The sequence below is a fragment of the Stenotrophomonas sp. SAU14A_NAIMI4_5 genome (assembly GCF_003086795.1).
In the GTDB taxonomy this organism is placed as follows: domain Bacteria; phylum Pseudomonadota; class Gammaproteobacteria; order Xanthomonadales; family Xanthomonadaceae; genus Stenotrophomonas.
Genome location: NZ_CP026003.1, coordinates 4,218,942 through 4,242,622, shown reverse-complemented (window position 1 = coordinate 4,242,622; position 23,681 = coordinate 4,218,942). Strand labels below are relative to the sequence as shown.

Here is a 23,681-nt window from a genome sequence, read left to right as displayed (position 1 = left end):
CAGACACTCACCGTTGTTGATGGGTTGAACGGACGGTCAGTTCATCAGCTCACTTGGCTGATCGCATCCACGGGGGCTGAATCCTGCGCTACCTCGTACGACTGCATCAAAAGCTCGGCAGCCCGTCAGTCGCTCAAGCTGGACTTCGACGCTGGCCGAAGCTGGTCTTCCGGCTGCAACTCAAGCCGAGTCTCGGTAGCGATGCGATGATTTCCGTGCGCATCCTCCTCGCTTCGCCTCGATATCACTGTCGCTTGTGAAAATCCCACATGCGCGGTTCAAGGGTCCAGAGGTAGTGCCGCAGCTGCACCTGGTGTATCGGCGCCTGCGTGGCGATCTCCACACGGTAAGGCACGTCCCGGCTTTCCCAGGCCAGTGGCAGCTCATCCTTCGCGCTCACTTCCCGGATGACGAGTGGCAGTACCGAAAGTTGTCGGGAAGGGATTTCCTTTCCCTGTGCATCCAGCGGCACGGCCACGGTCCACAGACCTACCGAGCCCTGCTGCGACGCCCGTGCATGCAGCACGGAAAGGCGCGTGGGTGAACTCGACTGCAGTTCGACTCCGGCGTTCACTGATGAAGCGTGGTGCAACGGAATGGTTTCTTCCGATTGCCACTGGTATACCTCCGCCATGACCGTCGCGCGCAGCGTGTGGATCCGTTCGCGCGCGGACGGATCCAGACCCAGCGGCAAACGGAACGGGAAGCCCGGCTCATGCTCTGCGGCAGTGAAGCGGTCACCCAGGTAGATCCGCGGCAGCACGGTCTGTACGACGACGTCGGCAAGGACATCGCCAGCCGCGTCCAGCGCCAGCACCGGCCCCAGCTGCGCCACCAGCACGGCCTCATCGGTGCGCCCGCGCGACAACCGCGACAGCGCGCCAATCGCCAGCCCTGGCGCGCCCCTGCCTGCCGCCTGCACCCAGCTGAACCCCATGTTGCGCTCAAGCGCTGGCAGTGCATCAGAGGCGACCATGTGCGGCTGCAGTGCACCGGCGGGTACTTCGCTCAGGCTGTATATCGATGGGTCGCCTTGGCGGCCGTCGAACGGTGCCCCCGCTAGTGCCTGCTGGATCTGGCCGACGTAATCCTGGTACAGGCTCAGGTCCTGCGCCATTTCCAGATGGGGCGCGTGGCGCATGGTGGCAACATGCACCTCATGGAGGCTTGCCGGTTGCCGGCCCCGCGCGTCGAAAGCGAGCTGCATGCGCAATTCAATGGGCATGCCATCGGCCAGACGGACGGCGGCGCGGCCATCGCCCCGCAGGCCCTTTTCAGCCACCTTCAAGGCCAGCAGCGCCGTCTGGCTGGAAACATCCAGAACCCGCACCTCGGCCATGAACGGACCGTGCGGCTCGATCATCATCGGAACGCGAACGTGCTGGCCAACATGCAAGGCCACCGGCAACCGCATGGGGCGTAGCCCCGCCGCCTGACCCATCTGCAACTGGCGCTGGGCCAGTTGTGGATCATACTTTTTCAAGCGCGCGAACGCGTCTGCGTCTGCACTCCGCAACGGGCCGGGGGCGCCCGATGATGCAAGGGTGGACAGGAACCCTGATCGCAGCACGGCGATGATATCTGCGTCCACAGCCGCACGTGGATCAAGCGCTGCCGTGCCGGCATCGCGCTCCGGCGCATCAGCGCTGCGGATCCACAGCGGCTGGAGGTGCACGCTGCCAGCCTGGGCTTCGGTGAACAGGGTGGCGCGGTGGAAGCCCACGCTGCCCGCATCGACATCAGGCGCATCGGCGTTGTGAACCGAGTGGAGGACGTAGTACAGCTCAGGATTCGCCGTGGCCGCTTTCGCCGCGCCGGCTACCGGCGAGCAGCACAGCGCAGCCATCATCACGTACAGCGTGGTGGTCAAGACTTTCTTCATGCTTTTGTGACGTCCTTGTTCGCGCGGTATCTGACGGTACTGCGCAGGATGGCGATATCCGCAGTGTCGACTGCAGGCCGCAGTGTATCAACCGCTGCGCCATCTTCAGTGCGTCACCGAGCGTGAGGAGCCGAGCCAAACGGGTTACGCTTTGGTATCCGCAGGATCGCCCTGCGCCTGATTTCTCACGGCACTGGCAGGCTGGGAAGGACCTGGGCACGCGATGCCACGACGCCGAATCCTTACGCTTGGTTTCTCCAGTGCCTACAATGTCAGCCCTCTGTGGCGGCGGGAACGAGCGTTTCGGCCAAGCGCAGCACATCGGCTGGGAATGTCGCGTAGTCATCCAGCGGTGCGGCATGGTCGTCGCGACGGTGGATGAGCCTGACAGCCACCAATCTCTGCTCCGGGACGATGACAAGATGCTGGCCAAGATACCCGTTGGCAGCGTACGCAGCGATCGGCCCGCGCTGCACATCGAACAGATCCGTCAGCTTCAGCCCGCGACCGGTGATCTGTTCACTGTACTGCTGGGGCCAGTTGGGACCCAGTTGGTCGGCCAGAAAGGCAAGCAGTTCGGTCTTGCTGTTGAAGCTGCGCCCATCCGCCGCCAGCATGGCCTGGCTGACATCGCCAGAGACACCGCGCTCTGTCAGGCGGCTGGCTGCGGGTTCCGTCAGGCGATAGCGCTCCCATTGCGGAATGCGCCACCACAGCATACCCACGTCCGGCGAGCGCGCACTTGCTGCGGTAAGCAGTGCCACCGAGCGTTCACTCATCAGGCGCCGCCCGCTTGGCGCCACACCACCATCGAGCATGAGCTGGCCGAGGGCAGCCAGGTCCGTGGCCGACAGCGAAAGTCCCGCCATGCCCATCGGTGTTCCGCTCTCATCCCGCATCCAAGTGTGGCCGGTGATCCCCAGCGGCTTGAACAGCGTGTCGTTGAGATACTCATCCACAGGCATGCCGGCCAGCTTCTGGACGATGCCGGACAGCAGGTTGGTAGCTTTGTTGTTGTAGGCGAAGGTGGTGCCCGGGTCGGCGGCGAGTTCAGCGGCCAGCGCAAGTTTCACCAGGTCTGGTGCGCCTTCCAGCTCTGCACCGGCGTTGGGCACGTTCTGCAGGCCGGAAGTGTGGTCCAGCAACATGCGGACGGTGATGTCCCGCTTCCTGCCCTGGCGCCACTCTGGGTAAACCGTGCTGACTGGCGTGTCGATGGAAGCGAGGCGTCCGTCATCGAGGAGCAGTGCGATGGCCAAGGCCAGTACCGACTTCGTGGCTGACATCAGGTGGATGGGCTCACGGATGCCACTGGCGCCGCCCTGCAGAAGCAGGCGGCCTTCTTGTTGCACAAGCACGGCATCGGAATGCGCGGCGCTGGCGTGGCGCTCGATGGCATCCAGCGCATCGGCGGTGTTGGCCAGTACCGGCCCCACGCAACCCAGCAGCAGCGACAGCACCAGCACAGTCCATTTCTTCTTCATGAGCACCTCCCTGAGCGTCGAGGGTGCCATGTTGACTACAGGTGTAGTCAATGTTCAGTGCCTTAAGTAATGCCGTCCGGCGCTGGCAGCCTTGCGGTTGGATCACCTTTACGCGGGCGATCCCAAGACCACGTGCAGCGACGTTGGCCAAGCGGCGGCTGACGAGACCGTATTGGTCCTGCACTTCGACGGCACGCTGGGGCGTTGTATGGCTGCCGAAGAGAGTGCGTGCGAGCGCGGCTGCGTGGGCACCACCCAACGGCGCCAGCTGCCAGGGGCATTGCGGGCGCTCTTGCGAGTCATCAGGGCTGGGAGTAGTCCTCAAATGCTTGGATAAGGGAGCGCCCTTTCAATAGGTTTGAATCTGCGAACCGTGCCACGGAGGGGCCGGTCGCTGGATATCCGGATCAAGCACGAGGCTGGATCCGGTTGACCAGTGCACCAGGGTCAACTGCTGCCCAGAGCCTGTCGCACGATAGGCAGCTGCCGACGGCTGCAGGGCAATCGCGTGCCATCGGCCATGTGTAGTATCGCCTCGCCGCTATCGGTGGGCTCGATGGCGCGCAGGTAGTCCCGGTTGGCTGTATGCGCCCGGTCAGGAAGGTGCATACGCCGCGTTCCGGCCAGCGCTGAAAAGCTCCAGCAGGCTCGACGATGGCGTTCGCTGTTGCTTCACATAGGCGTCGCTCATCCCTTCACGCCTGCATCGCCCCCGCACCATGTGGCCGCCGATACGGTGGGGTCTCCCCCAAACGGAAGCGAGCAATTCATGGCAGAGCTCAAAGAGAACTTGTTGGACTGGCTGCGCGATGCACACGCGATGGAACAGCAGGCAGAAACCATGCTCAAGGGACAGGCCTCCCGCATCGAGCACTACCCGGCGCTGAAGGCACGCATTGAAGAGCACATCGAAGAGACCATCGGTCAACGGGAACTGCTGGAAGGGTGCATCAAGCGCCTGGGAGGCTCGCCCTCGACCCTCAAGGATGTGATGGGAAAGATGGCCGCTTTTGGTCAGGCCGTCGGCGGCATGACGGCATCGGATGAGATCGTCAAAGGCGCGATGGCCGGCTATGTCTTTGAACACTTCGAGATTGCTTCGTACACGGCGCTGATTGCCGCAGCGGAGACTGCCGGCGACGCAGAAACCGCGCGCGTCTGCGAGCAGATCCTTGTGCAGGAAGAAACCATGGCCGACTGGCTGGCAGCCCACCTTCCTGAGATCACCGAGGAGTTCATGGTTCGCGACGCCACGCCGGGCGTCGAGGCAAAGAAGTAGACGCGCGCCTGCGTATTGCACCTCCCAGCCATCGCCAGAGGACCACATCATGTTCCTGCACCATAAAAAGCTCATGTATACCGTCAGGGTTGAACGCTCTGATCCCGCGCTTGCCACGCTCATGCTGGAGCAGTTCGGCGGGCCACAGGGCGAACTTGCCGCCGCGATGCGCTATTTCACCCAAGCGCTGGGCGAGACGGATCCGGGCCGGAAAGATCTTCTCTTTGACATTGCCACCGAAGAGATCAGCCATCTGGAGATCATCGGCACCATCATCTCGATGTTGAACCAAGGCCCGAAGGCGGTTCAGTCCGAAGGCATGGCCGAAGCCGAAGACATGCGCAATCTGGGTGGCAACAGCACCAGCCATACCCAGCAGATTCTCTACGGCGGCGGCCCTGCGCTGGTGAACTCCAGCGGGGTGCCCTGGAATGCGGCCTACGTCGACTCCATCGGCGAGCCGACGGCGGACCTTCGATCCAATATCGCTGCGGAAGCACGGGCGAAGATCGTCTACGAACGCCTCATCAACGTGACGGATGATCCAGGTATCAAGGACGCGCTGCGCTTCCTGATGACGCGCGAAATCGCCCATCAGAAATCGTTTGAAAAAGCGCTGTACAGCATTCGTCCCAATTTCCCGCCTGGGAAAATGCCCGGCGATCCGGCGTTCACTGATCTCTACATGGATATGTCACAGGGCGAAGGCGACGTTGAAGGCAGCTGGAACAGCGGGGACCTGTGGGAGCGCGTGAGCGATCGTGATGCCCAGGCAGCCTTGGACGGTGGAGACGGCAGCTGTGGGGTCGGCCTCTCCGAGCGTGAGACGCTGGCTGTGGAAGCAGTGAGCCTGCGCACTCTTTCAGACCCTGAAGAAGAACCGCTGACGGGCGCAGAGCTTTCCACCGGTGAGGGTGCAGGTGCGACGAGGAGCCCGGCTCGCGAGCCGTGAAATCTCTGATATGTGGGCGCACAACAGTCAAGGCCTGGCATACGTCATCTACCTCGTGTGGCTGGGCTTTGGCTGTGTGGATTTTGCCATCCACCGCCGCACGGCTCTGGCCCTGACATCGGGCCTGAGGGAGAGCGCGTTGCACGGCCTTCAAATGCTGCTTGTCGGCGCGGGCGTGTTGCTGTGGGCGGCGTTGGACAGTTCACGGGCCGTTGCAGCCCTGCTGGCGTGCATTGCCGCCGCGCACGCGGCCGCCGCCTACGCCGACACGGTGGTGGCAGTCCAGGAACGACGTGTCACTCCACTGGAGCAGCATGTGCACAGCGTCCTCGATATCGCTCCTTGGACTTTCGTCGGTTACGCCGCGTGGACCGCGGAGCCGACGTGGACACTGACGTGGCAACCCCAGCCCCTATGGGTCTGGGTAGCCCTCGTTCTGCCCACGTTGCCGACGGTCCTCCTGCCGTGGATGGCTGAATTCCGCGCTGCGTGGCTGGCAGGGCACAGTGACTGACAGGCCTCTGGCGAAACAGGGGCGCATTCCCTACCTGATACAACGAAGATGTGAGGATTCGACAATGGCAGATGACAAGACCAAAACCGGCGCAGCCGACCGCAACCGCATCAACGTCAACGAAGACTACGAGCTGCACTATTGGACGAAGGCGTTGGGCGTGTCCGCCGATGAGCTTCGCGCGGCGGTGAAAGCTGTGGGCCCCACGGCCGCAGCGGTTCGCGATCACCTGGGCAAGTAAGGAGCATTCATCGTGTCCTTGGTCGAATACCGCCGCAAGCGCCGCTTTGACCAGACCAGGGAGCCGGAGCCTGGCAAGGTTCTGCCCAAGGGACAGCGCGCCATCTTCGTCGTGCAGCTTCATCACGCCAGCCGACGCCATTACGACTTCCGCCTGCAGGTGGGCGATGCCTTGAAGAGTTGGGCGGTTCCCAAAGGTCCCAGCTACGACCCCAAGGTCAAACGCATGGCGGTCGAGGTCGAGGACCATCCGGTGGACTACGCGGGTTTTGAAGGCGAAATCCCCAAGGGACAATACGGTGGCGGTCACGTGGCGCAGTTTGATCACGGCGTATGGGCGACCCAGGGCGACCCGGAGGCTCAGCTTGCCAAGGGCCACCTGCGCTTCGAGCTGTTTGGTACCAAGCTGAAAGGCGGCTGGCATCTGGTTCGATCCGGCAAGCCCGCGCGTCAGCCGCAGTGGCTGCTGTTCAAGGACGACGATGCGTTCGCCAGCGATCTCGAAGCGGACGATCTGCTGGCCGACGTGTCTGCTCCACCTGCAGAGGACCTGAAGCGGGCGGGTGGAGGAAAGGCGGACAAGAAGAAGCTCAAAGCCGTGCCCGCCAGGAGGGCGCGCCGAAAGAACTGGGCCAGAAAGGCCATGTCCCTGTCCAACGCGAAGGAGGCTGCCGCTCCCTCGGGTCCCTTCGAGCCCCAACTGGCCAAGCTGGGGGAGGCGCCACCCCAAGGCGATCAATGGATCCACGAGATCAAATGGGACGGGTATCGAATCCTGGCCACGGTGGCCGATGGCGCCGTCCGGCTGTGGTCCCGCAACGCCTTGGAATGGACTGACAAGGTCCCCGAGATACGTGATGCCATCGCAGCGCTGGGGCTCACCTCCGCTGCATTGGATGGCGAACTCATCGCCGGGTCAGGCACCAGGGAGGACTTCAATCTGCTGCAGGCGACGCTGTCCGGAGAGCGGCAAGGGGCGCTGGCTTACGCCTTGTTCGATCTGCTGCACATCGATGGCGTGGACGTGGCCGCCGCGCCCTTGGTGGAGCGCAAAGCGCTGCTGCAGGAACTGGTGGAGGGCCAGACCGGCCACCTGGCCTTCAGCTCTCACGTCCAGGGCGACGGCGACCACGCCTATCGGATGGCCGGCGAGCAGCACTTCGAGGGCATCATTTCCAAGCGGGCGGATCGCGGCTATCACAGTGGCCGAAGCGACGACTGGCGCAAGACCAAACAGTTGGCCAGCGATGAGTTTGCGGTGGTCGGCTACACGGCGCCCAAAGGCAGCCGCAGTGGTTTCGGTTCGCTCCTGCTGGCCAAGCCCGACGCCAAGCATGGCTGGCTTTACGTTGGGCGGTTGGGCTCTGGCTTTTCGGACCTGCTGATCAAGGAGATCAGCGAAAAGATCCAAGGCGGTGGGAAAAAGCCAACGGCCTACGTTGCTACCGAGGACACGGATCTGCGGGCCGCGAAGTGGTTTGAGCCGCGGTTCGTGGTGGAAGTCTTCTACCGGGGAATAGGCGGGCAGCAGCTGTTGCGGCAGGCATCGCTGAAGGCGGTGCGGACTGACAAGGACGTGGACGATCTGCTGGACTCTGACCGCGCCGCCCAAGGAAAGCCCGCCCGGGGGAAGCGAGCATCGACGACACCGCCTACCCGCATGGCCGCCGCAAAGCCCCCGGCCGATCGTGCGCCGCCCAGGCTTTCCTCGCCCAGCAAAGTGCTCTTCCCGGGCGATGGCTATACCAAGCAGGACGTCTGGGACTATTACTCCGCGGTGATGGATCACCTCCTGCCGGAGGTGATCAACCGGCCGCTGTCGATCATTCGCTGCCCCGCCGGCACCGGTAAGCCCTGTTTCTTCCAGAAGCACCACACCGCCGGGCTGGAGTTGGTGGATGCGGTCAAGCTGAAGGAGGACAGCGGCATCAACGCTCATTATCTGGTGGTGCGCGACGCCGCCAGCCTGCTGGAGCTGGTCCAGTTCAATGCCTTGGAGTTCCACCCGTGGGGCAGCCATGCCGAAGCGCCCGACCGGGCCGACCGGGTGGTGTTTGACCTCGATCCAGGCCCGGACGTGCCCTTCGCAGAAGTGAAAAAGGCCGCCACCGATATCCGGAAGCTTCTGGCCCAACTGGAGCTGGAGTCCTTCCTGCGGGTATCTGGCGGCAAGGGCCTGCATGTCGTGGTGCCGCTCAACCCAGGCTGCGACTGGGATCTGACCAAGCGCTTCGCCAAAGGGTTTGCCGACGCGCTGGCGCAGTCGGAACCGCAGCGCTTCCTGGCCACCGCCACCAAGGCCCTGCGAAACAAGCGGATCTTTGTCGACTACCTGCGCAACGGTCGAGGCGCCACCGCCGTGGCGTCCTACTCCCTGCGGGGCAGACCGGGCGCGCCGGTGGCCATGCCTTTGGCATGGACCGAGTTGGCAAAGCTGAAGCGTGCCGATGCGTTCACGATCAAGGACGTCCCGGCCAAACTGAAACGTCGGCGCAAGGATCCATGGGAGGGTATTGATTCGCTGCGCCAGAACCTGGCCCGATGGGCTCGAGAAGAGTGATTGCGTGTGATCACGCCCATCAGGTGAAGCCCAAGCCTGGAAGAAAGGAATTCGCGCAGACCACGCGCGCTGCACCGGATTGACTCAGCACGTCCAGGGAAGCAGTCCTGCGCTCGGGCAAGCAGGCCACCGCCTGCTCCACCACGAGGCACTCGTACTCCCTTGAATTGGCATCGATGGCCGTGGCAAGCACGCACGAGTCCAGCGCCATTCCCGTCAGCACCAATGGCCCCGCTTCCAGTTTCTGCAGCAGAATCTGCAGGGGTGTGGACAGGAACGCCGAGTGCTTGGGTTTCAAAACAGAGTAATGACCCGGGTTGGGGAACAGTGTGCGGGCAATTTCCTGGGGCGCTCCAGGCGTCCGCAGGCATTCCTCGGCAAGCTCGCGGAAACCACATTTCCAGTTCCCGAAATTGTCATTGGCGTAGATGACAGGCCAGTCCCTTTCGTCAAACGCCTCCCGGATTGGATGGAGCGCGTGTGCCGCCTCTACGGCGCGGGGCGCCAAGCGTTCTCCGTCCGGAAAGTCGAAACGGCTGAACATGTCAACGATCAGAAGGGCTGGAGTGGGCATGTCAGTCCCCGGTCTGCGAATGGGGCGCCTCTACCGGCTTGGATTGGGGCGAGTCCTTCTGCCTCAGGAAGATGGTAAGCACAACAAGTGCCAGCACGGCCAGGAACTCGCTCTGCCAGTTCTGCATGGATTCAAACCAGAAGTCGCTGCTGAAGAGGTGGTCCATGAACGAGGGTGGCAGCATTCCCTGGAGACGGTCCTCGTCACACTTGGCACGCCAACTTCCCAAGGCATGCAGCGCAAAGGACATGGCAAACAGGGCGAAGAAGGCGATCGCAAGCGAATGCTCATAGAGGTGCTTGCAGACACCTCCTTGTCGCACCGGCCAAGGAGCTCGGCCCTTTTCGACCCGAGGACGTTCTTGCGACGGGTCCAGAGGTCGGGACTCCGCCGAGCCCCGTTGCCGCAGGCGAACGGTCAGCAGCACATACATGCCCATCTGCAGGAACTCGCTTTCCCAGTTCTCAAACGTGGCGCTGCTGAAGTGGCCGGTGGCCAGGTATGGGAGTAACCCAAGTGTGTGAGCCCCGTGCTGGGATAACTCTTCGTTGTGGACCTGCCATCCGGTCAGCGCTTGGGCGACCAGAAAAACAGCCATCAATGCCAGCAGCACCAAGGACAAGCCATTGCGACGCCACATCTCTCCGCTCCTGAGAGGCGGGCCCCGAGGCCCGCTCCAACGCCGGTGCCTGTCAGGCAGCCTCTTCCGCGTCTTGGTTGCCACCCTGTTCCGCCAGAAGGGTCAGCTTTTCGTCGGTGGCTTTCTCTTCTTCCAGGGTTTCCAGCAGATACGGCAACGCGTCCTTGTAACCGAGCTGCTTGGCCAAGGCAGCGATGGTGCCGTAAGAGGCGATTTCGTAATGCTCCACTTTCTGCGCGCCGCCGATCAGTGCAGCGTCTCGCACGGGGCCCTTTTCAATGGAATCGATGACTTCCTTTCCCTCTTCCACCAGGCCTTCCATGGCCGCGCACTTGATCCGCTTCAGGCGGATACCGAGGACTTCAACGACCTGGTCGATGCGCTCGATCTGACCTTGCGTCTCTTCCAGATGGGTTTCGAAAGCAGCTGAGAGATCCGGGTTGGCTGCCGCCCGGGCAAGACGGGGGAGCGCCTTGGTCAACTGCTTCTCGGCGCTGTAGATGTCCGAGAGCTCGTGGACGAACAGTTCTTCTGCGGTCTTGATGGCCATCTTTCACTCCTTTCGGATACTGGTCAGGGAAAGCCCACCATGCATCCAGATCCGTCAATGGAAGCGTCAAGGTCTCGCCCAGGCAATGTGATCCCCCGTGATGGTTGCGTTTGAGAATGACCGGTTAAGGGAAACGAGGGGCTTGGCGCAGAGGATGAAACAGGCGCAGGTGCCCCGCGGAAGTACTGAGCTGGGAAATCCGTCACCCCGCGCTTCTCAGGGGTGCCCTATGGTGCTGGTTCCTTGAGGAGAACAGTGTGCCCTTTCGAGCAGTTGGCTACATGAGCCAGGTCAGGCAGCCTTGGAACCGCGAGGAGCTGGACGCGTTGGTTCAGCGTGCAGCCGCCTTCAACCTCGAGGCCGGGGTGACCGGGGTGCTGCTCTTTGACGGCGTCAGTTTCCTGCAATACATCGAGGGGCCGGAGGAGGGGGTGGAGCGGGCCTACAGACGAATTCTTGCGTCGGCGTTCCATTCCGAGATCGTGGAACTGGGGCGCGGCACAGTCGGTGGCAGGCTTCTGCCCTACTGGTCCATGCACTGGCTCCTGGCCGATCCCAGTCAGCTGCGCTCGGTTGCCTGTGCTGACTGGACGGGGTTCGTTAGATCAACCCACCCGTCCCCGCGACGGTCCACTGCAATGGACCGCCTTCATGTTTATCTGCATCCCTACCTCGCACGGCCTCAGTAGCACGTCCCCGTTGGCACGCGCTGAATGCCGCTGATCGGACCGAACGTGATCTACCCGGAGAATGCACGCGATCGGAACACGCCTTCCTCGCATCAGGCTTATCCTTGGGGGATTCCGGGGGGATTCGCAAAAACGGAGCAGCCGATGCCTATCAGGGCCGTTGCATACATCAGCGAAGCGGGCCCAGCCGTTGCGGGTGACACGTTGGGCCTGGACAGTGGAAAGCTGGACGAACTGGTTGACGACGCCGCGCGGTTCAATCGCGATGCCGGGGTCACCGGAGTGCTGCTGTTCGATGGCCTCCGATTCCTCCAGTACATGGAGGGACCCGAAGACGGCTTGAGCGTGGCCTACTCGCGGGTACAGGGTGCATCAAGCCACACGGGGATCATCGAACTGCACCGAGGCAGGGTGGGAAGCCGGCGCCTGCCGTTCTGGCCGATGCGCTGGCTCCCGATGCAGCCCGATGAGCTGGCGCGGCTGGCCCACGCTGACTGGACCGGCTTCGCACAGCGCAGCGGGGATGCGGAGGCGGCCGAAGCAGCAATGGATATTCTGACGTCGTGGGTTGAACCGTATACCTCGGTCGCGTAACGCGGCGTGCTCTTCAGGGGTGGATAGCCGGATCGCCTTCGCAGGGCATGCAGCGCTCCTTCTTCGACTTGATATCCGCCGCCGTCTTCGCAAGCGCCTCGTAGCGCTGGCGGATCTCCTCAAGGTGAGCCGGCTCCATCGACTCCAGATTCAACAGCTCCTGGTTGGCATCCTTGCTGACCCGGATCAGCTCATCCAGCTTGATGTGCAACGCAGCGGTATCGGCGTTCTGCGTATGCTGGATCAGGAACACCATCAGAAAGGTGACGATGGTGGTACCGGTATTCACCACCAGCTGCCACGTGTCGTTGAAGTGGAATGCAGGCCCGCTGGCGGCCCAGGTGATGATCACGCCCAGCGCGGCGACAAACGCTCCCAGGCTGCCGGACAATCGTGCGGTCGCGGCCGCGACGCGCGCAAATCGCGGCCGGATCATTGGTCACCTCCCGTGGCCTCCTCATCCGTGCGCCGGTCTGGCAACTTCACCCGCTCATCGAGGCGCTTCTGCTGTTCTTCCGGCGTTGGCGCGGCAACGAACGGCGAGATGGGGTCACTGGCGGGAAACGTTTCCTTCAGTGCTTCATCATGATTGCGGTGGTTGTGCAGTTTCGCCCGCAGCGGGCTGACAGGATCGGCAGACTGCGCTTCGGGATCTGGGTGGGGAAGGTCTTTCTGATCGTGCTGCATGGTGTGTCTCCAGTGGGGGCGCCATTGTTCCGATGGCGTGCCCAGCATAGAAACTGCACCGTGATTGACCCCATCAAGACCAAGGCAAGGGGGCGTCAACCTTCCAGCCAGCAATCGTTAACACGTCTGCTGTGTTCATGACAGCGTGCGCCACACGGTTTCATCCCCAACCGGCTCAACCGCCGCACACGACACCCTGGGCGGGTTGATCGCCCGGGCCAGATCACCCAGCGTGTAGGGCTTCCGCAGCAGCGCAAAGCCATGATCGGTCTCTCGCGCCAGCAGTTCGCTGTAGCCACTGGTCAGCACCACATGCAGATCGGGATAGCGCTCGCGAAGCGTTTTGGCCAGCTCCAGGCCGCTGATGCCCGGCATGACCACATCGGAAAAAACAGAGTGGTAGCGCTGACGGTTCTGCTCCAGCTCGGCCAAGGCATCGCTGCCGTTGCGGGCAAGGAAGACGCCGCAGCCGAGCTCGCGCAGTGCAGACACCGCAAATGCAGCCACATCCACGTTGTCTTCCACCACCAGCACGTTCAGGCCCTTGGCGTCGTGCAGCGACTGCGTCTCAGAAACACCGACGGCCGCGGGCGTCTGATGTGTCAACGGCAGATAGAGCACGAAGGTGCTGCCTTCGCCCACCGTGCTTTCAACATCCACCTCGCCCTCGGATTGCTTGACGAAGCCGAACACCTGGCTGAGCCCCAGCCCGGTGCCTTCACCCACGCCCTTGGTGGTGAAGAACGGATCGAACACGTGGGTCATCACCGAAGCATCAATACCGCAGCCGTCATCGCTGACCGAGACCGCGGCAAACGTGCCCTTCAGCGGTGGCGCAAAGCGTACCGATGGCATCGCCTCGACCTGACGCACGCAGATGCGCACCGTGCCGTGCTCGGCAATCGCATCGCGCGCATTTACCGCCAGGTTGATCAGCGCGGTATCCAGCTGTGTCTTGTCCAACAGCACATGCAAGGGTTCGTCGGGAAGCTCGAGCTGCAGGGCGACCCGCCCGCCGAGCAGGGTGCGGATGATGTCGGCCAGTCCTTCAACGCCCGCGCAGAGGTCGAATACTTCGGGTGACAGGGTCTGCCTGCGCGAGAAGGACAGCAGATGGGACACCAGGCTGGTGGCGCGGTCGGCCGCTGCACCGATGGCCTCGATATGGCGATTCTGCCGCTCGTCGCGAGGGCTGCCGTAACGCAGCATGTCCACCGAACCGGTGATGACCTGCAGAAGATTGTTGAAATCGTGGGCGACACCGCCGGTCAACTGGCCAATGGCTTCCAGCTTCTGCGATTGCCGCAGCTGCTCGCGCGCCCTCACCAGTTCGGCATGGGCCAGCCGCGCCTCCTCGCTGATGGCTTCCACCTGCCGTGAGTGCTCATTGCGTTCGGAGACGAACTCGGTCTGGTCGCTGACCACGCACAGGATGCCGCCGACGCTGCCGTCAGCAATGCGGATGGGCGAGTACGAGAATGTCCAGAAGGTCTCCCGCCGCGTGCCATCCCGATCCATGAACACGCGCAGGTTACGGAAGCTGCGATGGGTACCGGCCATGGCATCGGCAATCGCACCGCCTAGCTCGTCCCAGACGTCGTGCCAGACAATCCTGACCGGGCTGGCCATGGCGCCGTCCAGCTTGTTTCCCATCCAGGGCGAGAATGCGTCGTTGAAGTAGAACAGGTTGTCCGGCCCCCACGCGATCCACAGCGGTTCCGGGCAGTCGAGGATCATCGTCAGCACGGTGCGGAGTTCTGCGGGCGCTGATTCAGCCAACCCCGCGTGCACCCACGCGCTGTCCTGCAGCAGCCCGTATGCCAGGGAGTCGGGAGAGGACACCGGTAGATCGCAACGCCGCATGTGAAGACCTGTTGATAATCTCCTCACAGAGTAAACGTGAACGGCACAGATTGCGTGACGATCGCGGTTTCACAGAGCAGAGGCCGTGCAAAGACCCGGCGTTGACGCGGGATCCGTACATTTCCTCTCAGGCAAACCCATCCACAAGCACCATGGCAAACCGCGCAATCGCCTACGCCAGCGAGGCACTCCCCGGTCTTGATCCACAGCGCCTGACCGCGATGGTCGAGGACGCCGCCCGATTCAATCAGGATGCCGGGATCACCGGCGTGCTGCTGTTTGATGGGCAGCGCTTTCTGCAGTACATCGAAGGTCCGGAAGATGCCTTGGGCGTGGCGTATTCGCGCATTCTGGGCGCCAGCAGCCATCGCGAGATTGTGGAGTTGGCGCGGGGGCGCGTGGGTCGCCGGATGTTCCCGTATTGGTCCATGCGGCTGCTGCCTGCCGATGCACACGAGCTGAGCCAAGCGGCCTATGCAGACTGGCGTGGCTTCGTCAGACGGGCCGGACGGGAGGGCAGCCCCTGGGCTGCCATGGACCACCTGAACGCGGTGGTGCAGCCTCATCTGGGCTGATCTGCGCCCGGGGATGCCGGGTGCTATGCATCAAGCAGTGCGATGACCTCGCGCATGCCCAGCACCTTTGCGGCACCGGAGCGCTGCAGAAGCTGCAGCGCCGGCTTCTGTCGATCCGGCAGGGCAGCGGTCGCTTCCCATGCGACGACCGTCTCGTATTCACGCGAATTGGCGTCGAGGGCAGTGGCCAGCACGCAGGAATCCAGTGCCATGCCGGCAAGGACCAGGCGCTGGACGCCCAGCTTGGCCAGCAGCACCGGCAGGGGTGTTGCCAGAAACGCGGAATGTTTGGGTTTGAGGATGAAGTAATGCCGCGGCTGCGGCGCCAAGCGTTCGGCAATGTCTGCGGCATGCCCGCCACGCTGACGACACGCTTCAACCAGGCCTGGGAAGTCGCGCTTCCAGTCGCCAAAGTTGTCGTTGGCGAAGATGACGGGCAGATCCCGCTCGTCGAACGCTGCCATGAGCATCGCGGCTTTGCCGGCCGCGCGGAATGCCGCCGGGCTGAGTGCGCGGCCTTCGGGGAAGTCAAAGAGGCTGAACAGGTCGATGATGATCAGCGCGCTTTTCGTGCTCATGGTCAGCGTCCATCAGTTGCTGCGCTCGCGTTTCGGCGGCGCTGCCACGCCAGCACCTGGCCGATCACCGCGGTCAACAGCAGCAGCGCATTGGTGACCACAAACACGGTGGAGCCTAGTAACGCGCTGTAGATCGTAAACAGGGTGGAGGCGGTCATCTGGCCCAGGAACAGCCATTTCGACACGGTTTCCGGGTGAGGAGATTGCCACTGTTTGACCATCTGCCGGATCAGGGTGGCCATCAATACCACGGTGGCCATCCAGCCCAGGACGTCTGGATGCATGCAGGCACCTCGGTGTATGTGCGCAAGGAAGATGCCGCCGTTGGTGGCGGCGTCATGGCAGGCCAGTGCCTGGGTTACGCCGCCTGAGCGGCCTTCGCGTTGCCGCCACTTTTGGCGAGCAACGTGAGCTTCTCGTCGGTGGCCTTTTCTTCCTCAAGGGTTTCCAGCAGCAGGGGCAGGGCATCCTTGTAGCCCAGCTGCTTGGCCAATGCCGCGATCGTGCCGTATGAGGCAATCTCGTAATGCTCGACCTTCTGCGCGCCGCCGATCAGCGCGGCATCGCGCACCGGACCCTTGTCGATTGCATCGATCACTTCCTTGCCTTCCTCGACCAGACCCTCCATTGCCGCACACTTGATGCGTTTCAACCGGATGCCCAGTACTTCCACGACCTGGTCGATGCGTTCGATCTGGCCCTGCGTTTCCTCAAGGTGGGTTTCAAAAGCGGTGGCCAGCGCGGGGTTGTCGGCTGCACGGGCCAGGCGTGGCAATGCTTTGGTCAGCTGCTTCTCGGCGCTGTAGATGTCGGAGAGTTCATGGATGAAAAGGTCTTCCGCTGTCTTGATGGCCATGTGGGCATCCCGTCGTGAAGGAGCCTGCAGACTAGAGGGGTGACCTGAAAATTCCGTCGAACGGACAGTGAAGGAGAGGTCTCGACTTGAGCCTGTATCTTCGCGCTCGGTTAGCACCTGCTGCTCAAGGTCGGGATCCGGGGGAGCCCTCTCACTCCAGCAGGGGCTCTGCACAGCGCTCGCTGACCATGCCACCCCCAATGAAGCTGCCGACAGCCGCAACAAAGCAGCCTGGCGCTACCAACGGCAGTAGATGGGCACCGCGGTCGACCGTGTGGAACGTGACAGGCCCCGACCTGCGGAGCATAGCAGCGTGTTCCTGGGCACCGGCGTAGGCGGTATTCGGATCCAGCGTCCCCTGCAGGATCAGTGTCCGTGGCAGGGTGTCCGGGGTCTTTCCGAACCAGGCATCACGCGTGTAACGCGGGACACTCCCACTGACGAGCAGGCCGGGAATGGGACTGACGAACAACGCATCTTTGGCCTCTTCGTTCACGGTCTCCATGCTGAGCTCCGGACGTGCGTTGTTCTCCGAGGCGGCGATGAGCATCACCAGCGGCAGGGCCGGCTGGTTGTTTCCTGCCTGTCCCAGCTGCGCCAGCGCGGCATTCCAGTCCTTTACTGTGGCAACGAGGGTGCGGGCATCACCCTCGGAAAGGTCCTGCACGATCTTCGGCATTCGATCGCGCAGCGCAGGGAAGCTCAGCAGAGCGGCGAAGAACCGGCGCAGGTCGCCGCCCGGCACGTCCTTCTGCCAAGCCGCATCTTTCACCGCCAGCAGCGTCCGATATTGTTGGAGGCTACGTTCATCCATGCTCTGCCGCCCGACCTGGTCAACAAGCGCGGTGCGCCGGCTGAGGTCCCATGTTTCAGTGGTCTCGGGCGGCACCAGTCCGTCGAGGATGAGGCCATCCACATCAAGCTCATTGACCTGGAGCGAACGCAACGCCAGCTGGGTGCCGTAGGAAACGCCATACAGCAACACCTGCCCGCTGCGATCTGCCTGTGACATCAGAATGCCAAGGTCCTGCGCAGCCTCGGTAATGGAAAAGGCCGACGTGCGCTGCAGGTTGGCGTACATGCTGCCGATGCACGGGCCCCATTCGGCGTCTGCCAGTCCCGTGCCTGCCGGGCTTTCCGGTGCCTCCTGGATCGGGCAGATCCGCGATGACCGACCCGTGCCCCGGTGGTCGGGGATCACAAGATCAAACCCGGGGAACGCACGCTGGTAGGTCTGGATCAGGGGATACAGGGATGCCCCTGACTCGCCCGGGCCGCCAGAGATCAGCCAGACCTCGCCTCGTCTGGGTACGTCCGCACTGGCCGCTATGCGCCGCAGGAACAGTGTGATGTGCTCGCCTGATGGATCGGCATGGCGAAGTGGAACGTCCACAGTGGCGCACTGTGATCCGAGCAGGGCGGCTGACGTGCCGTCCTCGCAAGCACGTGCCTTGGGTGCAGATGCACTGGCAATTACGGGTGAGAACAGAAGCAGTACCGCCCACAGCGCACTACGACGCATCGGCCATCCCTTGGCTTGAATGAGTGCCTACGATGAGGGCTGGACGAGGAAAGGGGCGAATGCCGGAAGTAACCCAGAGCGGCTGTTGCTGGCTGGTGCTGACTGGAGGAGGACAATCATTCCCGACCAGGCAGCGCCCCGGCTGCCCCAACGGTTTCATGGGATGATGCGCCACCGCGCCCGACTGCCCCTACATGAATACCCTGACCGATCCCAATCTGCTGAACGACATCGCTGAGATTGGTCGTATCGAGGCGGTGCCGCGCATCCTTGAAACCGTGGCCCATATCACCGGCTCGAGATTCACTGCGATTGCCCGGGTGACCGAGACGACCTGGACCGCCTGCGCCACCTTGGACACCCTGGGGTTTGGGCTGGTTCCAGGCGGGCAACTGGTCCTGGAAACCACCATCTGTGATGAGATCAGGCAGTCACCCACCTCGGTCGTGTTTGCGCAGGCCAGTGCACACCCGCTGTATTCCAAGCACCACACCCCGCGGATCTACGGGCTGGAGAGTTACGCGTCCGTGCCGATCCATCGCCCGGACGGCAGCTTCTTCGGCACCCTCTGCGCTATTGACTCGACGCCGGGCAACTTCGATGAAGCCCATATCCGACGCTCCATGGAACTGCTTGCCGACCTTGTTGGGAATTACCTCGACAAGGAGGATCGCCTGCTGGAAGCAGAGACAGCACTCACCGATGCACAGCGGGTTTCAGACCTGCGCGATCAGTTCATTGCGGTACTGGGCCATGATCTTCGCAGCCCGCTGCAGGCGATCAGCGTGGCTGCGGATTCGCTGGAAATGGACGCAACGTCTGAGCGTCAGCAGCAGATGCTCGCGCACATCGCATCGGGCGTCACCCGCATGGATGGGCTGATCAACGATGTGCTCGATTTCGCCCGGGGCCGGTTGGGTGGCGGCATCCCGATCTCGCTCCGGGAAAGCCATTCGTTGCAGGCCGACCTTGAGCGCGTTGCGGCGGAGGTGGCAATCGCGACCGGTCGCCAGGACATCAGCGTGCAGATGCAGATCGAGGGCAGCGTGGTCTGCGACCCCGGCAGGCTGTCGCAGCTGCTGGCCAACCTTCTGACGAACGCCGCCCAGCACGGCGAGCGCTCTGCGCCTGTCACGTTGAGGGTTCACGCCGCATCCAATCGTCTGACCCTGGATGTGCACAACGCAGGCTGCATTCCGTCGGAGAGGCTGGGCAACATTTTCAGCCCGTTCTCGCGCGAGCAGGGCGAGCTGCCCAGGCCCGGCCTGGGTCTGGGCATCTACATCGCATCGGAAATTGCCAGGTCTCATGGCGGGACACTCGAGGTGGCGTCCAATGAAGGCGCGGGAACCTTGTTTACGTTCCAGATGCCGGGCGCAGGACGTTCGTAGGGACCGGGAGACGGCGGAGTTGGGTTAGTCGGGCTCTGGGCGTAAGCGAGAGCGCTCTCAGGCCCCTGCCTTGCCCCGATCCAACTGCCGATATCCAATCGCCTCCGCCAGGTGTGCGGTCCCGATCCGCTCGCACGCATCCAGATCCGCAATCGTGCGAGCCACCCGCAGAATCCGGTGCATCGCCCGAGCCGAGAGCTGCAGCCGCTCGATCGCCTGCTCCAGCAGATCCTGATCGCCCTCGCTCAACCGCGTGCACGCCCGCAGCGCTGCCGGCGGCAGATGTGCATTCAACCCACCCCGCGCGCGCTGCCGCGCATGCGCCGCTTCCACCCGCGCCCGCACCACCGTACTCGGCTCGCCGAGCGGTGTGCTTTCCCGCAGCTCCACTGCATCCATCCTGGCCACGCTGATGTGCAGGTCGATGCGGTCCAGCAGGGGCCCTGAGACCCGCGCGCGATAGCGGGTGATGCGCTCATCGGTACACAGGCAGCGATTGCTGCGGTCGCCTGCCCATCCACAGGGGCATGGATTCATTGCCGCCACCAACTGGAAGCGCGCCGGATACTGCACGCTGCGCGCGGCACGCGCGATGCGGATGTGTCCGGATTCCAAAGGCTCACGCAACGTCTCCAGGGCACTGCGGTTCCATTCCGGCAGCTCGTCCAGGAACAGCACGCCGTGATGCGCCAGCGAGATCTCGCCGGGGCAGGGTGGATTGCCGCCGCCCACCAAGGCCGCCGCGCTCGCGCTGTGGTGGGGCGCGCGGAACGGCCGCTGCCGCCAGCGCCGCGGGTCCAGCCCTTCGCCGCTGACCGAGGCAATGGCGGCCAGCTGCAGCGCTTCGTCCTGCTCGGTGTCCGGCAGCAGGCTGGGCAGGCGCGAGGCCAGCAGGGTCTTGCCGCAGCCGGGGCTGCCGATCAGCAGCAGATGATGACCGCCGGCGGCGGCCACTTCCAATGCGCGCCGCGCATGTGCCTGCCCGCGCACGTCGGCCAGGTCGGGCAGGGGCAGTGGCGTGGTGTCCACGCGCTGCACCGGCGGCAGCAGGCGTGGATTGCCCAGCCCAGCGCAGCACTCCAGCAGGGTGCGGGCCACGCGCACGTCGGCATGCTCGGCCAGGGCAGCTTCAGCGGCATTGCCCGGCGGCACCACCAGGATGCGCCCGGCCTCGGCGGCGGCAATCGCGGCGGGCAGCGCGCCGCTGACCGGACGCAGTTCGCCGGTGAGGCCGAGCTCGCCGAGAAACTCGTAACCCAGCAGCGACTGCGGCTCGACCTGGCCGCTGGCGGCGAGGATGCCCAGCGCGATGGCGAGGTCGTAGCGACCGCCTTCCTTGGGCAGGTCGGCCGGGGCCAGGTTCAAGGTGATGCGCCGCTGCGGGAAATCGAAGCGCGCGCAGAGCAGGGCGGCACGCACGCGCTCGCGCGACTCGCGCACGCTGGCTTCGGCCAGGCCGACGATCTGGGTGACCGGCAGGCCGCCGGACAGATGCACTTCCACCCGCACCAGCGGGGCATCGACCCCGGCGCGGGCACGGCTGTAGACCAGCGCCAGGCTCATGTGTGGTTCCTGCGGAGAGGTGCTTGATGGTGCGACGCGGGTGCAACTGACCGCCATCAGGGTTTTCAGAGCGCGCGGCTAGGAGATCGCCCACAGCTGACAGTCATGACCTATGGCATGGGTGTTTGGTGTGGTAGGTAACTACATTACCAGCACGATTTGCCGCGAATCGTGGCGTAGCGCTCCAGCGCCAGCCTTCACCTTCCACGGGTCTGCGTGCGCCCGCACAGGGGATGTTCCATGGGCAAGGCAATGACGATGTGGGCAGCGACCCTCCTGCTGGCGACCGCCGGTCTGGCGCACGCAGGCGAGATTTCGGTCAAGCGCGGGGGCTACACGCTGAAGGGGGAGGAGACCGGGACCGGCAGGACCACGGTGGTCTTCGAGGCCGGCTTCGGCCAGGGCCCGGCTGCGTGGAAGCAGGTGATCGCTGGCCTGGGGGGCGACTACCGGAGCATCGCCTACGCGCGGGCTGGGCTGGGCACGTCAGGCACCGATGGCGTGACCAAGCGCATTGATGACCACCTGAGTGATCTGGACGCGCTGATCGAAACCGTCGCGCCGGGCCAACAGGTGATTCTGGTCGGTCATTCCTACGGCGGGCTGCTGGTGACGGAGTTCGCGCGGCGCCATCCGCAGCGCGTGCGCGGCATCGTGCTGGTGGACCCGGCGACGATGGGCCAGCGCCTCGCCTACAAGAAGGCAGATGCGGCGCGGGTGCAGGCGGACGACGAGGCGCTGCTGGCGATGCTGCAGCCTTCGATGGCCGCAGACTACCGCGTGCTGGTCGAGCAGCTTGATGCGGCAGAAGCGGCGAGCGAGCGTGCGATGCCGGACGTGCCAGTGGTACTGCTGACCGCGACCCAGGTGGCCGACAAGCCGCTCGTCTTCGAGGAAACCGCGGCGGGCAAGGTGATCTGGAAGGCGCAGCACGCGCTGCTGTTCTCGACCTTCGCGCGCGGCGTGCATCGCTACGTTGCTACCGGCCACAGCATCGCGAAGGAGGACCCCGCAGCGGTGGTGCAGGCCATCGGTGAGATGGCGGCGATGCCGGACATTACGGACCGCTGACCCAGCGAGGCCGGCGGCGAAGGCCGCCGGCCGACTTGACGGATGCGCAGGTCAACCGTTGTCGCGGAACTCCGGATACAGCGTCATGCCACCGTCGACAAACAGCGTCGTGCCGGTGATGTAGTCGGCCATGTCCGAGGCCAACCAGACCACGGCGCGCGCGACGTCTTCCGGCTCGCCGATGCGCCCATAGGGAATCAGCTTGAGCAGCTTGGTCAGCGCTTCCTCGCTGTCCCAGGCATCGCGATTGATGGGTGTGCGGATGGCACCGGGCGCCACCGCATTGACGCGGATACGGTCTGCGGCGACTTCCTGCGCCAATGACCGCGTCAGCATGCGGATACCGCCCTTTGCCGAGGCGTAGTTCACATGGCCTGCCCAGGGGATGACTTCGTGGACGGAACTGAGGGTAATGATTGAACCGGCGCTGCGCGCGGGACGCCTTCCTTCAGGCTGTGAGCGGAAGCGCTTAACCGCCTCGCGCGCGCAGAGGAACTGGCCGGTGAGGTTGATGTCGATCACCGCGTTCCAGTCATCCAGCGACATCTCCGCGAAGGGGGCGTCTTTCTGGATACCCGAATTGGCAACCACCAGATCGATCCGGCCAAAGGCGGAGGCCGCCTCATCAAACAGGCGGATGACCTCGGCTTCCTTCGCGACGTCGGCCTGTACTGCGACCGCACGCCCGCCCTCGGCAACGATGCGATCCACCAGCTCGCGTGCCGGTTCCTCGTGCGAGTGGTAGTTCACCACTACCGATGCGCCGGCCTGCACCAGCGCCTCTGCAACGCCCAGGCCGATGCCGGAGCTGGCCCCGGTGACGATGCCGGCATGACCTTCAAGTGGTAGTGCTTGCTTCACGGAATTACTCCAGGCTCGAAGGTTGAGATCGATCAACATGCACGGGTGCACGTTAGGACCGGGTACGTCAGGTAGCGGATGCGCGTTGTATGTCGTACATGACTCCTCAGCGCCGCGGTGGAGTATGGGCTTACCTCGTGCCAACGATAGGTGAGGAAAGGCAGGGTGTACCGCATGTAACTGCCTCGCGATGCGACAGATACTGGTACATGCATCGCCGATGCTGATCCAATCCGGTTACGTGTGTGTAATGGGTAGGCGAGGAGCTTGCTGACGTGAGAGGCACGTAGCATGAGCCCGAGGATAAGCAAAATACGAAAGCTGCCAGCTCGTCACACACTTCTCGAAACGGCCGTGCGCCAGTCACTCCCATCGATTGCGACAAGATTGAAAGCCGTCGATAGCAAGAATCTATTGGCAGAGCGAAGGGTGGAGTGGAAGAAACGAACTCGACCCGCATGAGGCCGCGGGCATCGAGTTTGCCGTACATCGGCAGATCCCCACGAGCCGCTGGGCTCGTCGGGTACATCGCAGCGCCAAGGAGAGGTTATGAAAGAGATCAGACAGACCGCTGAAACCAATCACCCGTTCGTCTATGACGAGAACGGCCTTTGCGAAGTGCGTGATCCGCGCGCTCTGGAAATGCTGGGCGCCGGGGGCGTCCAAGCTGCGGGCGCGGTCTGCAAGGTAAACAGCGGGAACTGCGTTTCCGGCTGTGCATGCAAGTCCTCCTGAGACTTGTACATGATGCGCTGC

Annotated in this window: 26 protein-coding genes; 11 read left to right on the top strand and 15 right to left on the bottom strand. The window is 63.6% G+C overall.

Translation table 11 applies throughout. The annotated features are described in order from the left end of the window. Positions 1-244 precede the first annotated feature (244 nt). From C1925_RS19420 to C1925_RS19410, 3 genes are all read right to left on the bottom strand, one after another. Positions 245-1,882 carry a hypothetical protein gene (locus C1925_RS19420; RefSeq protein ID WP_108770319.1) on the bottom strand — a complete coding sequence of 546 codons (1,638 nt, stop codon included), beginning with the start codon at positions 1,880-1,882 and terminating at the stop codon, positions 245-247. Positions 1,883-2,154: 272 nt separating this feature from the next. Continuing rightward, entirely contained in the window at positions 2,155-3,366 is a 1,212-nt protein-coding gene (locus C1925_RS19415; RefSeq protein WP_108770318.1) for a serine hydrolase domain-containing protein, read from the bottom strand. A gap of 447 nt (positions 3,367-3,813) precedes the next feature. Then, complete coding sequence (locus C1925_RS19410; protein ID WP_301553969.1) at positions 3,814-3,993, bottom strand: LytTR family DNA-binding domain-containing protein; 180 nt, start codon at positions 3,991-3,993, stop codon at positions 3,814-3,816. Positions 3,994-4,135: 142 nt separating this feature from the next. Between C1925_RS19410 and C1925_RS19405 the strand changes: the two genes are divergently transcribed. The 5 genes from C1925_RS19405 (at position 4,136) to ligD (ending at position 8,911) form a co-directional block, all read left to right on the top strand. Continuing rightward, the gene (locus C1925_RS19405) at positions 4,136-4,645 is read left to right on the top strand and encodes a DUF892 family protein (RefSeq protein WP_108770316.1); all 510 of its coding nucleotides are present in this window, start codon (positions 4,136-4,138) and stop codon (positions 4,643-4,645) included. A 49-nt stretch (positions 4,646-4,694) separates the two neighbouring features. Further along, entirely contained in the window at positions 4,695-5,597 is a 903-nt protein-coding gene (locus tag C1925_RS19400; protein ID WP_108770315.1) for a manganese catalase family protein, read from the top strand. A 10-nt stretch (positions 5,598-5,607) separates the two neighbouring features. Next, the gene (locus C1925_RS19395) at positions 5,608-6,111 is read left to right on the top strand and encodes a hypothetical protein (protein WP_108770314.1); all 504 of its coding nucleotides are present in this window, start codon (positions 5,608-5,610) and stop codon (positions 6,109-6,111) included. 64 nt (positions 6,112-6,175) lie between these two features. Further along, positions 6,176-6,352, top strand: a complete 177-nt coding sequence (locus tag C1925_RS19390) for a DUF3606 domain-containing protein (protein WP_108770313.1) — start codon at positions 6,176-6,178, stop codon at positions 6,350-6,352. A gap of 12 nt (positions 6,353-6,364) precedes the next feature. Next, positions 6,365-8,911, top strand: coding sequence for a DNA ligase D (gene ligD, locus C1925_RS19385; protein ID WP_108770312.1), 2,547 nt, complete (start codon positions 6,365-6,367; stop codon positions 8,909-8,911). A 19-nt stretch (positions 8,912-8,930) separates the two neighbouring features. On the opposite strand, the gene C1925_RS19380 is transcribed toward ligD, so the two are convergent. The 3 genes from C1925_RS19380 to C1925_RS19370 are packed head-to-tail and all read right to left on the bottom strand — an operon-like array spanning position 8,931 to position 10,675. Next, on the bottom strand, positions 8,931-9,485 hold the full coding sequence (locus C1925_RS19380) for an isochorismatase family cysteine hydrolase (protein ID WP_108770311.1): 555 nt from the start codon (positions 9,483-9,485) through the stop codon (positions 8,931-8,933). 1 nt (position 9,486) lies between these two features. Continuing rightward, a complete protein-coding gene (locus C1925_RS19375) occupies positions 9,487-10,125 on the bottom strand; it encodes a DUF6766 family protein (RefSeq protein ID WP_108770310.1) in 639 nt (212 codons plus the stop codon). A 52-nt stretch (positions 10,126-10,177) separates the two neighbouring features. Beyond that, positions 10,178-10,675 (bottom strand): DUF892 family protein, encoded by a 498-nt coding sequence (locus C1925_RS19370; RefSeq protein ID WP_108770309.1) that lies wholly within the window; start codon positions 10,673-10,675, stop codon positions 10,178-10,180. 281 nt (positions 10,676-10,956) lie between these two features. Here C1925_RS19370 and C1925_RS19365 point away from each other — a divergent pair, with 281 nt between their 5' ends. After that, positions 10,957-11,364: a BLUF domain-containing protein gene (locus tag C1925_RS19365; protein WP_254051348.1), complete on the top strand. Its 408-nt coding sequence runs from the start codon at positions 10,957-10,959 to the stop codon at positions 11,362-11,364. A 144-nt stretch (positions 11,365-11,508) separates the two neighbouring features. Beyond that, positions 11,509-11,958, top strand: a complete 450-nt coding sequence (locus tag C1925_RS19360; protein ID WP_108770307.1) for a BLUF domain-containing protein — start codon at positions 11,509-11,511, stop codon at positions 11,956-11,958. Positions 11,959-11,971: 13 nt separating this feature from the next. On the opposite strand, the gene C1925_RS19355 is transcribed toward C1925_RS19360, so the two are convergent. The 3 genes from C1925_RS19355 to C1925_RS19345 all read right to left on the bottom strand — a co-directional run bounded on the left by C1925_RS19355 (position 11,972) and on the right by C1925_RS19345 (position 14,508). After that, positions 11,972-12,394, bottom strand: coding sequence for a low affinity iron permease family protein (locus tag C1925_RS19355; protein ID WP_108770306.1), 423 nt, complete (start codon positions 12,392-12,394; stop codon positions 11,972-11,974). After that, positions 12,391-12,645, bottom strand: a complete 255-nt coding sequence (locus C1925_RS19350; RefSeq protein ID WP_108770305.1) for a hypothetical protein — start codon at positions 12,643-12,645, stop codon at positions 12,391-12,393. Before C1925_RS19350 ends, C1925_RS19355 begins: the two co-directional genes overlap by 4 nt. A gap of 135 nt (positions 12,646-12,780) precedes the next feature. Then, positions 12,781-14,508 carry a PAS domain-containing hybrid sensor histidine kinase/response regulator gene (locus C1925_RS19345; RefSeq protein WP_108770304.1) on the bottom strand — a complete coding sequence of 576 codons (1,728 nt, stop codon included), beginning with the start codon at positions 14,506-14,508 and terminating at the stop codon, positions 12,781-12,783. 152 nt (positions 14,509-14,660) lie between these two features. Here C1925_RS19345 and C1925_RS19340 point away from each other — a divergent pair, with 152 nt between their 5' ends. After that, entirely contained in the window at positions 14,661-15,083 is a 423-nt protein-coding gene (locus C1925_RS19340) for a BLUF domain-containing protein (protein WP_108770303.1), read from the top strand. A 23-nt stretch (positions 15,084-15,106) separates the two neighbouring features. Here the strand turns inward: C1925_RS19340 and C1925_RS19335 are convergent, their stop codons facing one another. The 4 genes from C1925_RS19335 to C1925_RS19320 all read right to left on the bottom strand — a co-directional run bounded on the left by C1925_RS19335 (position 15,107) and on the right by C1925_RS19320 (position 18,039). After that, positions 15,107-15,661 carry a cysteine hydrolase gene (locus C1925_RS19335; RefSeq protein ID WP_108770302.1) on the bottom strand — a complete coding sequence of 185 codons (555 nt, stop codon included), beginning with the start codon at positions 15,659-15,661 and terminating at the stop codon, positions 15,107-15,109. 2 nt (positions 15,662-15,663) lie between these two features. Continuing rightward, a complete protein-coding gene (locus tag C1925_RS19330) occupies positions 15,664-15,945 on the bottom strand; it encodes a hypothetical protein (RefSeq protein WP_108770301.1) in 282 nt (93 codons plus the stop codon). 74 nt (positions 15,946-16,019) lie between these two features. Beyond that, positions 16,020-16,517, bottom strand: coding sequence for a DUF892 family protein (locus tag C1925_RS19325; protein WP_108770300.1), 498 nt, complete (start codon positions 16,515-16,517; stop codon positions 16,020-16,022). 151 nt (positions 16,518-16,668) lie between these two features. After that, positions 16,669-18,039, bottom strand: a complete 1,371-nt coding sequence (locus C1925_RS19320; RefSeq protein WP_254051347.1) for an alpha/beta fold hydrolase — start codon at positions 18,037-18,039, stop codon at positions 16,669-16,671. Between the two features lie 194 nt (positions 18,040-18,233). Between C1925_RS19320 and C1925_RS19315 the strand changes: the two genes are divergently transcribed. Continuing rightward, positions 18,234-19,430, top strand: a complete 1,197-nt coding sequence (locus tag C1925_RS19315) for a GAF domain-containing sensor histidine kinase (protein WP_108770299.1) — start codon at positions 18,234-18,236, stop codon at positions 19,428-19,430. 57 nt (positions 19,431-19,487) lie between these two features. Here C1925_RS19315 and C1925_RS19310 read toward each other — a convergent pair whose 3' ends face one another. Continuing rightward, on the bottom strand, positions 19,488-20,993 hold the full coding sequence (locus C1925_RS19310) for a YifB family Mg chelatase-like AAA ATPase (protein WP_108770298.1): 1,506 nt from the start codon (positions 20,991-20,993) through the stop codon (positions 19,488-19,490). A 240-nt stretch (positions 20,994-21,233) separates the two neighbouring features. Here C1925_RS19310 and C1925_RS19305 point away from each other — a divergent pair, with 240 nt between their 5' ends. Continuing rightward, on the top strand, positions 21,234-22,064 hold the full coding sequence (locus C1925_RS19305) for an alpha/beta hydrolase (RefSeq protein WP_254051346.1): 831 nt from the start codon (positions 21,234-21,236) through the stop codon (positions 22,062-22,064). A 51-nt stretch (positions 22,065-22,115) separates the two neighbouring features. Here the strand turns inward: C1925_RS19305 and C1925_RS19300 are convergent, their stop codons facing one another. After that, the gene (locus tag C1925_RS19300; protein ID WP_108770296.1) at positions 22,116-22,964 is read right to left on the bottom strand and encodes an SDR family oxidoreductase; all 849 of its coding nucleotides are present in this window, start codon (positions 22,962-22,964) and stop codon (positions 22,116-22,118) included. A gap of 510 nt (positions 22,965-23,474) precedes the next feature. On the opposite strand from C1925_RS19300, the gene C1925_RS21065 reads away from it, so the two are divergent. Continuing rightward, on the top strand, positions 23,475-23,660 hold the full coding sequence (locus C1925_RS21065) for a hypothetical protein (protein ID WP_159097575.1): 186 nt from the start codon (positions 23,475-23,477) through the stop codon (positions 23,658-23,660). Positions 23,661-23,681 lie beyond the last annotated feature (21 nt).

Bases quoted from the DNA above. Each gene is read 5' to 3' on its own strand.
- C1925_RS19420 (WP_108770319.1), bottom strand. From the start codon at position 1,882: ATGAAGAAAGTCTTGACCACCACGCTGTACGTGATGATGGCTGCGCTG.
- C1925_RS19415 (WP_108770318.1), bottom strand. From the start codon at position 3,366: ATGAAGAAGAAATGGACTGTGCTGGTGCTGTCGCTGCTGCTGGGTTGC.
- C1925_RS19405 (WP_108770316.1), top strand. From the start codon at position 4,136: ATGGCAGAGCTCAAAGAGAACTTGTTGGACTGGCTGCGCGATGCACAC.
- C1925_RS19400 (WP_108770315.1), top strand. From the start codon at position 4,695: ATGTTCCTGCACCATAAAAAGCTCATGTATACCGTCAGGGTTGAACGC.
- C1925_RS19395 (WP_108770314.1), top strand. From the start codon at position 5,608: ATGTGGGCGCACAACAGTCAAGGCCTGGCATACGTCATCTACCTCGTG.
- C1925_RS19390 (WP_108770313.1), top strand. From the start codon at position 6,176: ATGGCAGATGACAAGACCAAAACCGGCGCAGCCGACCGCAACCGCATC.
- C1925_RS19380 (WP_108770311.1), bottom strand. From the start codon at position 9,485: ATGCCCACTCCAGCCCTTCTGATCGTTGACATGTTCAGCCGTTTCGAC.
- C1925_RS19375 (WP_108770310.1), bottom strand. From the start codon at position 10,125: ATGTGGCGTCGCAATGGCTTGTCCTTGGTGCTGCTGGCATTGATGGCT.
- C1925_RS19370 (WP_108770309.1), bottom strand. From the start codon at position 10,675: ATGGCCATCAAGACCGCAGAAGAACTGTTCGTCCACGAGCTCTCGGAC.
- C1925_RS19365 (WP_254051348.1), top strand. From the start codon at position 10,957: ATGAGCCAGGTCAGGCAGCCTTGGAACCGCGAGGAGCTGGACGCGTTG.
- C1925_RS19360 (WP_108770307.1), top strand. From the start codon at position 11,509: ATGCCTATCAGGGCCGTTGCATACATCAGCGAAGCGGGCCCAGCCGTT.
- C1925_RS19355 (WP_108770306.1), bottom strand. From the start codon at position 12,394: ATGATCCGGCCGCGATTTGCGCGCGTCGCGGCCGCGACCGCACGATTG.
- C1925_RS19350 (WP_108770305.1), bottom strand. From the start codon at position 12,645: ATGCAGCACGATCAGAAAGACCTTCCCCACCCAGATCCCGAAGCGCAG.
- C1925_RS19345 (WP_108770304.1), bottom strand. From the start codon at position 14,508: ATGCGGCGTTGCGATCTACCGGTGTCCTCTCCCGACTCCCTGGCATAC.
- C1925_RS19340 (WP_108770303.1), top strand. From the start codon at position 14,661: ATGGCAAACCGCGCAATCGCCTACGCCAGCGAGGCACTCCCCGGTCTT.
- C1925_RS19335 (WP_108770302.1), bottom strand. From the start codon at position 15,661: ATGAGCACGAAAAGCGCGCTGATCATCATCGACCTGTTCAGCCTCTTT.
- C1925_RS19330 (WP_108770301.1), bottom strand. From the start codon at position 15,945: ATGCATCCAGACGTCCTGGGCTGGATGGCCACCGTGGTATTGATGGCC.
- C1925_RS19325 (WP_108770300.1), bottom strand. From the start codon at position 16,517: ATGGCCATCAAGACAGCGGAAGACCTTTTCATCCATGAACTCTCCGAC.
- C1925_RS19320 (WP_254051347.1), bottom strand. From the start codon at position 18,039: ATGCGTCGTAGTGCGCTGTGGGCGGTACTGCTTCTGTTCTCACCCGTA.
- C1925_RS19315 (WP_108770299.1), top strand. From the start codon at position 18,234: ATGAATACCCTGACCGATCCCAATCTGCTGAACGACATCGCTGAGATT.
- C1925_RS19310 (WP_108770298.1), bottom strand. From the start codon at position 20,993: ATGAGCCTGGCGCTGGTCTACAGCCGTGCCCGCGCCGGGGTCGATGCC.
- C1925_RS19305 (WP_254051346.1), top strand. From the start codon at position 21,234: ATGGGCAAGGCAATGACGATGTGGGCAGCGACCCTCCTGCTGGCGACC.
- C1925_RS19300 (WP_108770296.1), bottom strand. From the start codon at position 22,964: ATGTTGATCGATCTCAACCTTCGAGCCTGGAGTAATTCCGTGAAGCAA.
- C1925_RS21065 (WP_159097575.1), top strand. From the start codon at position 23,475: ATGAAAGAGATCAGACAGACCGCTGAAACCAATCACCCGTTCGTCTAT.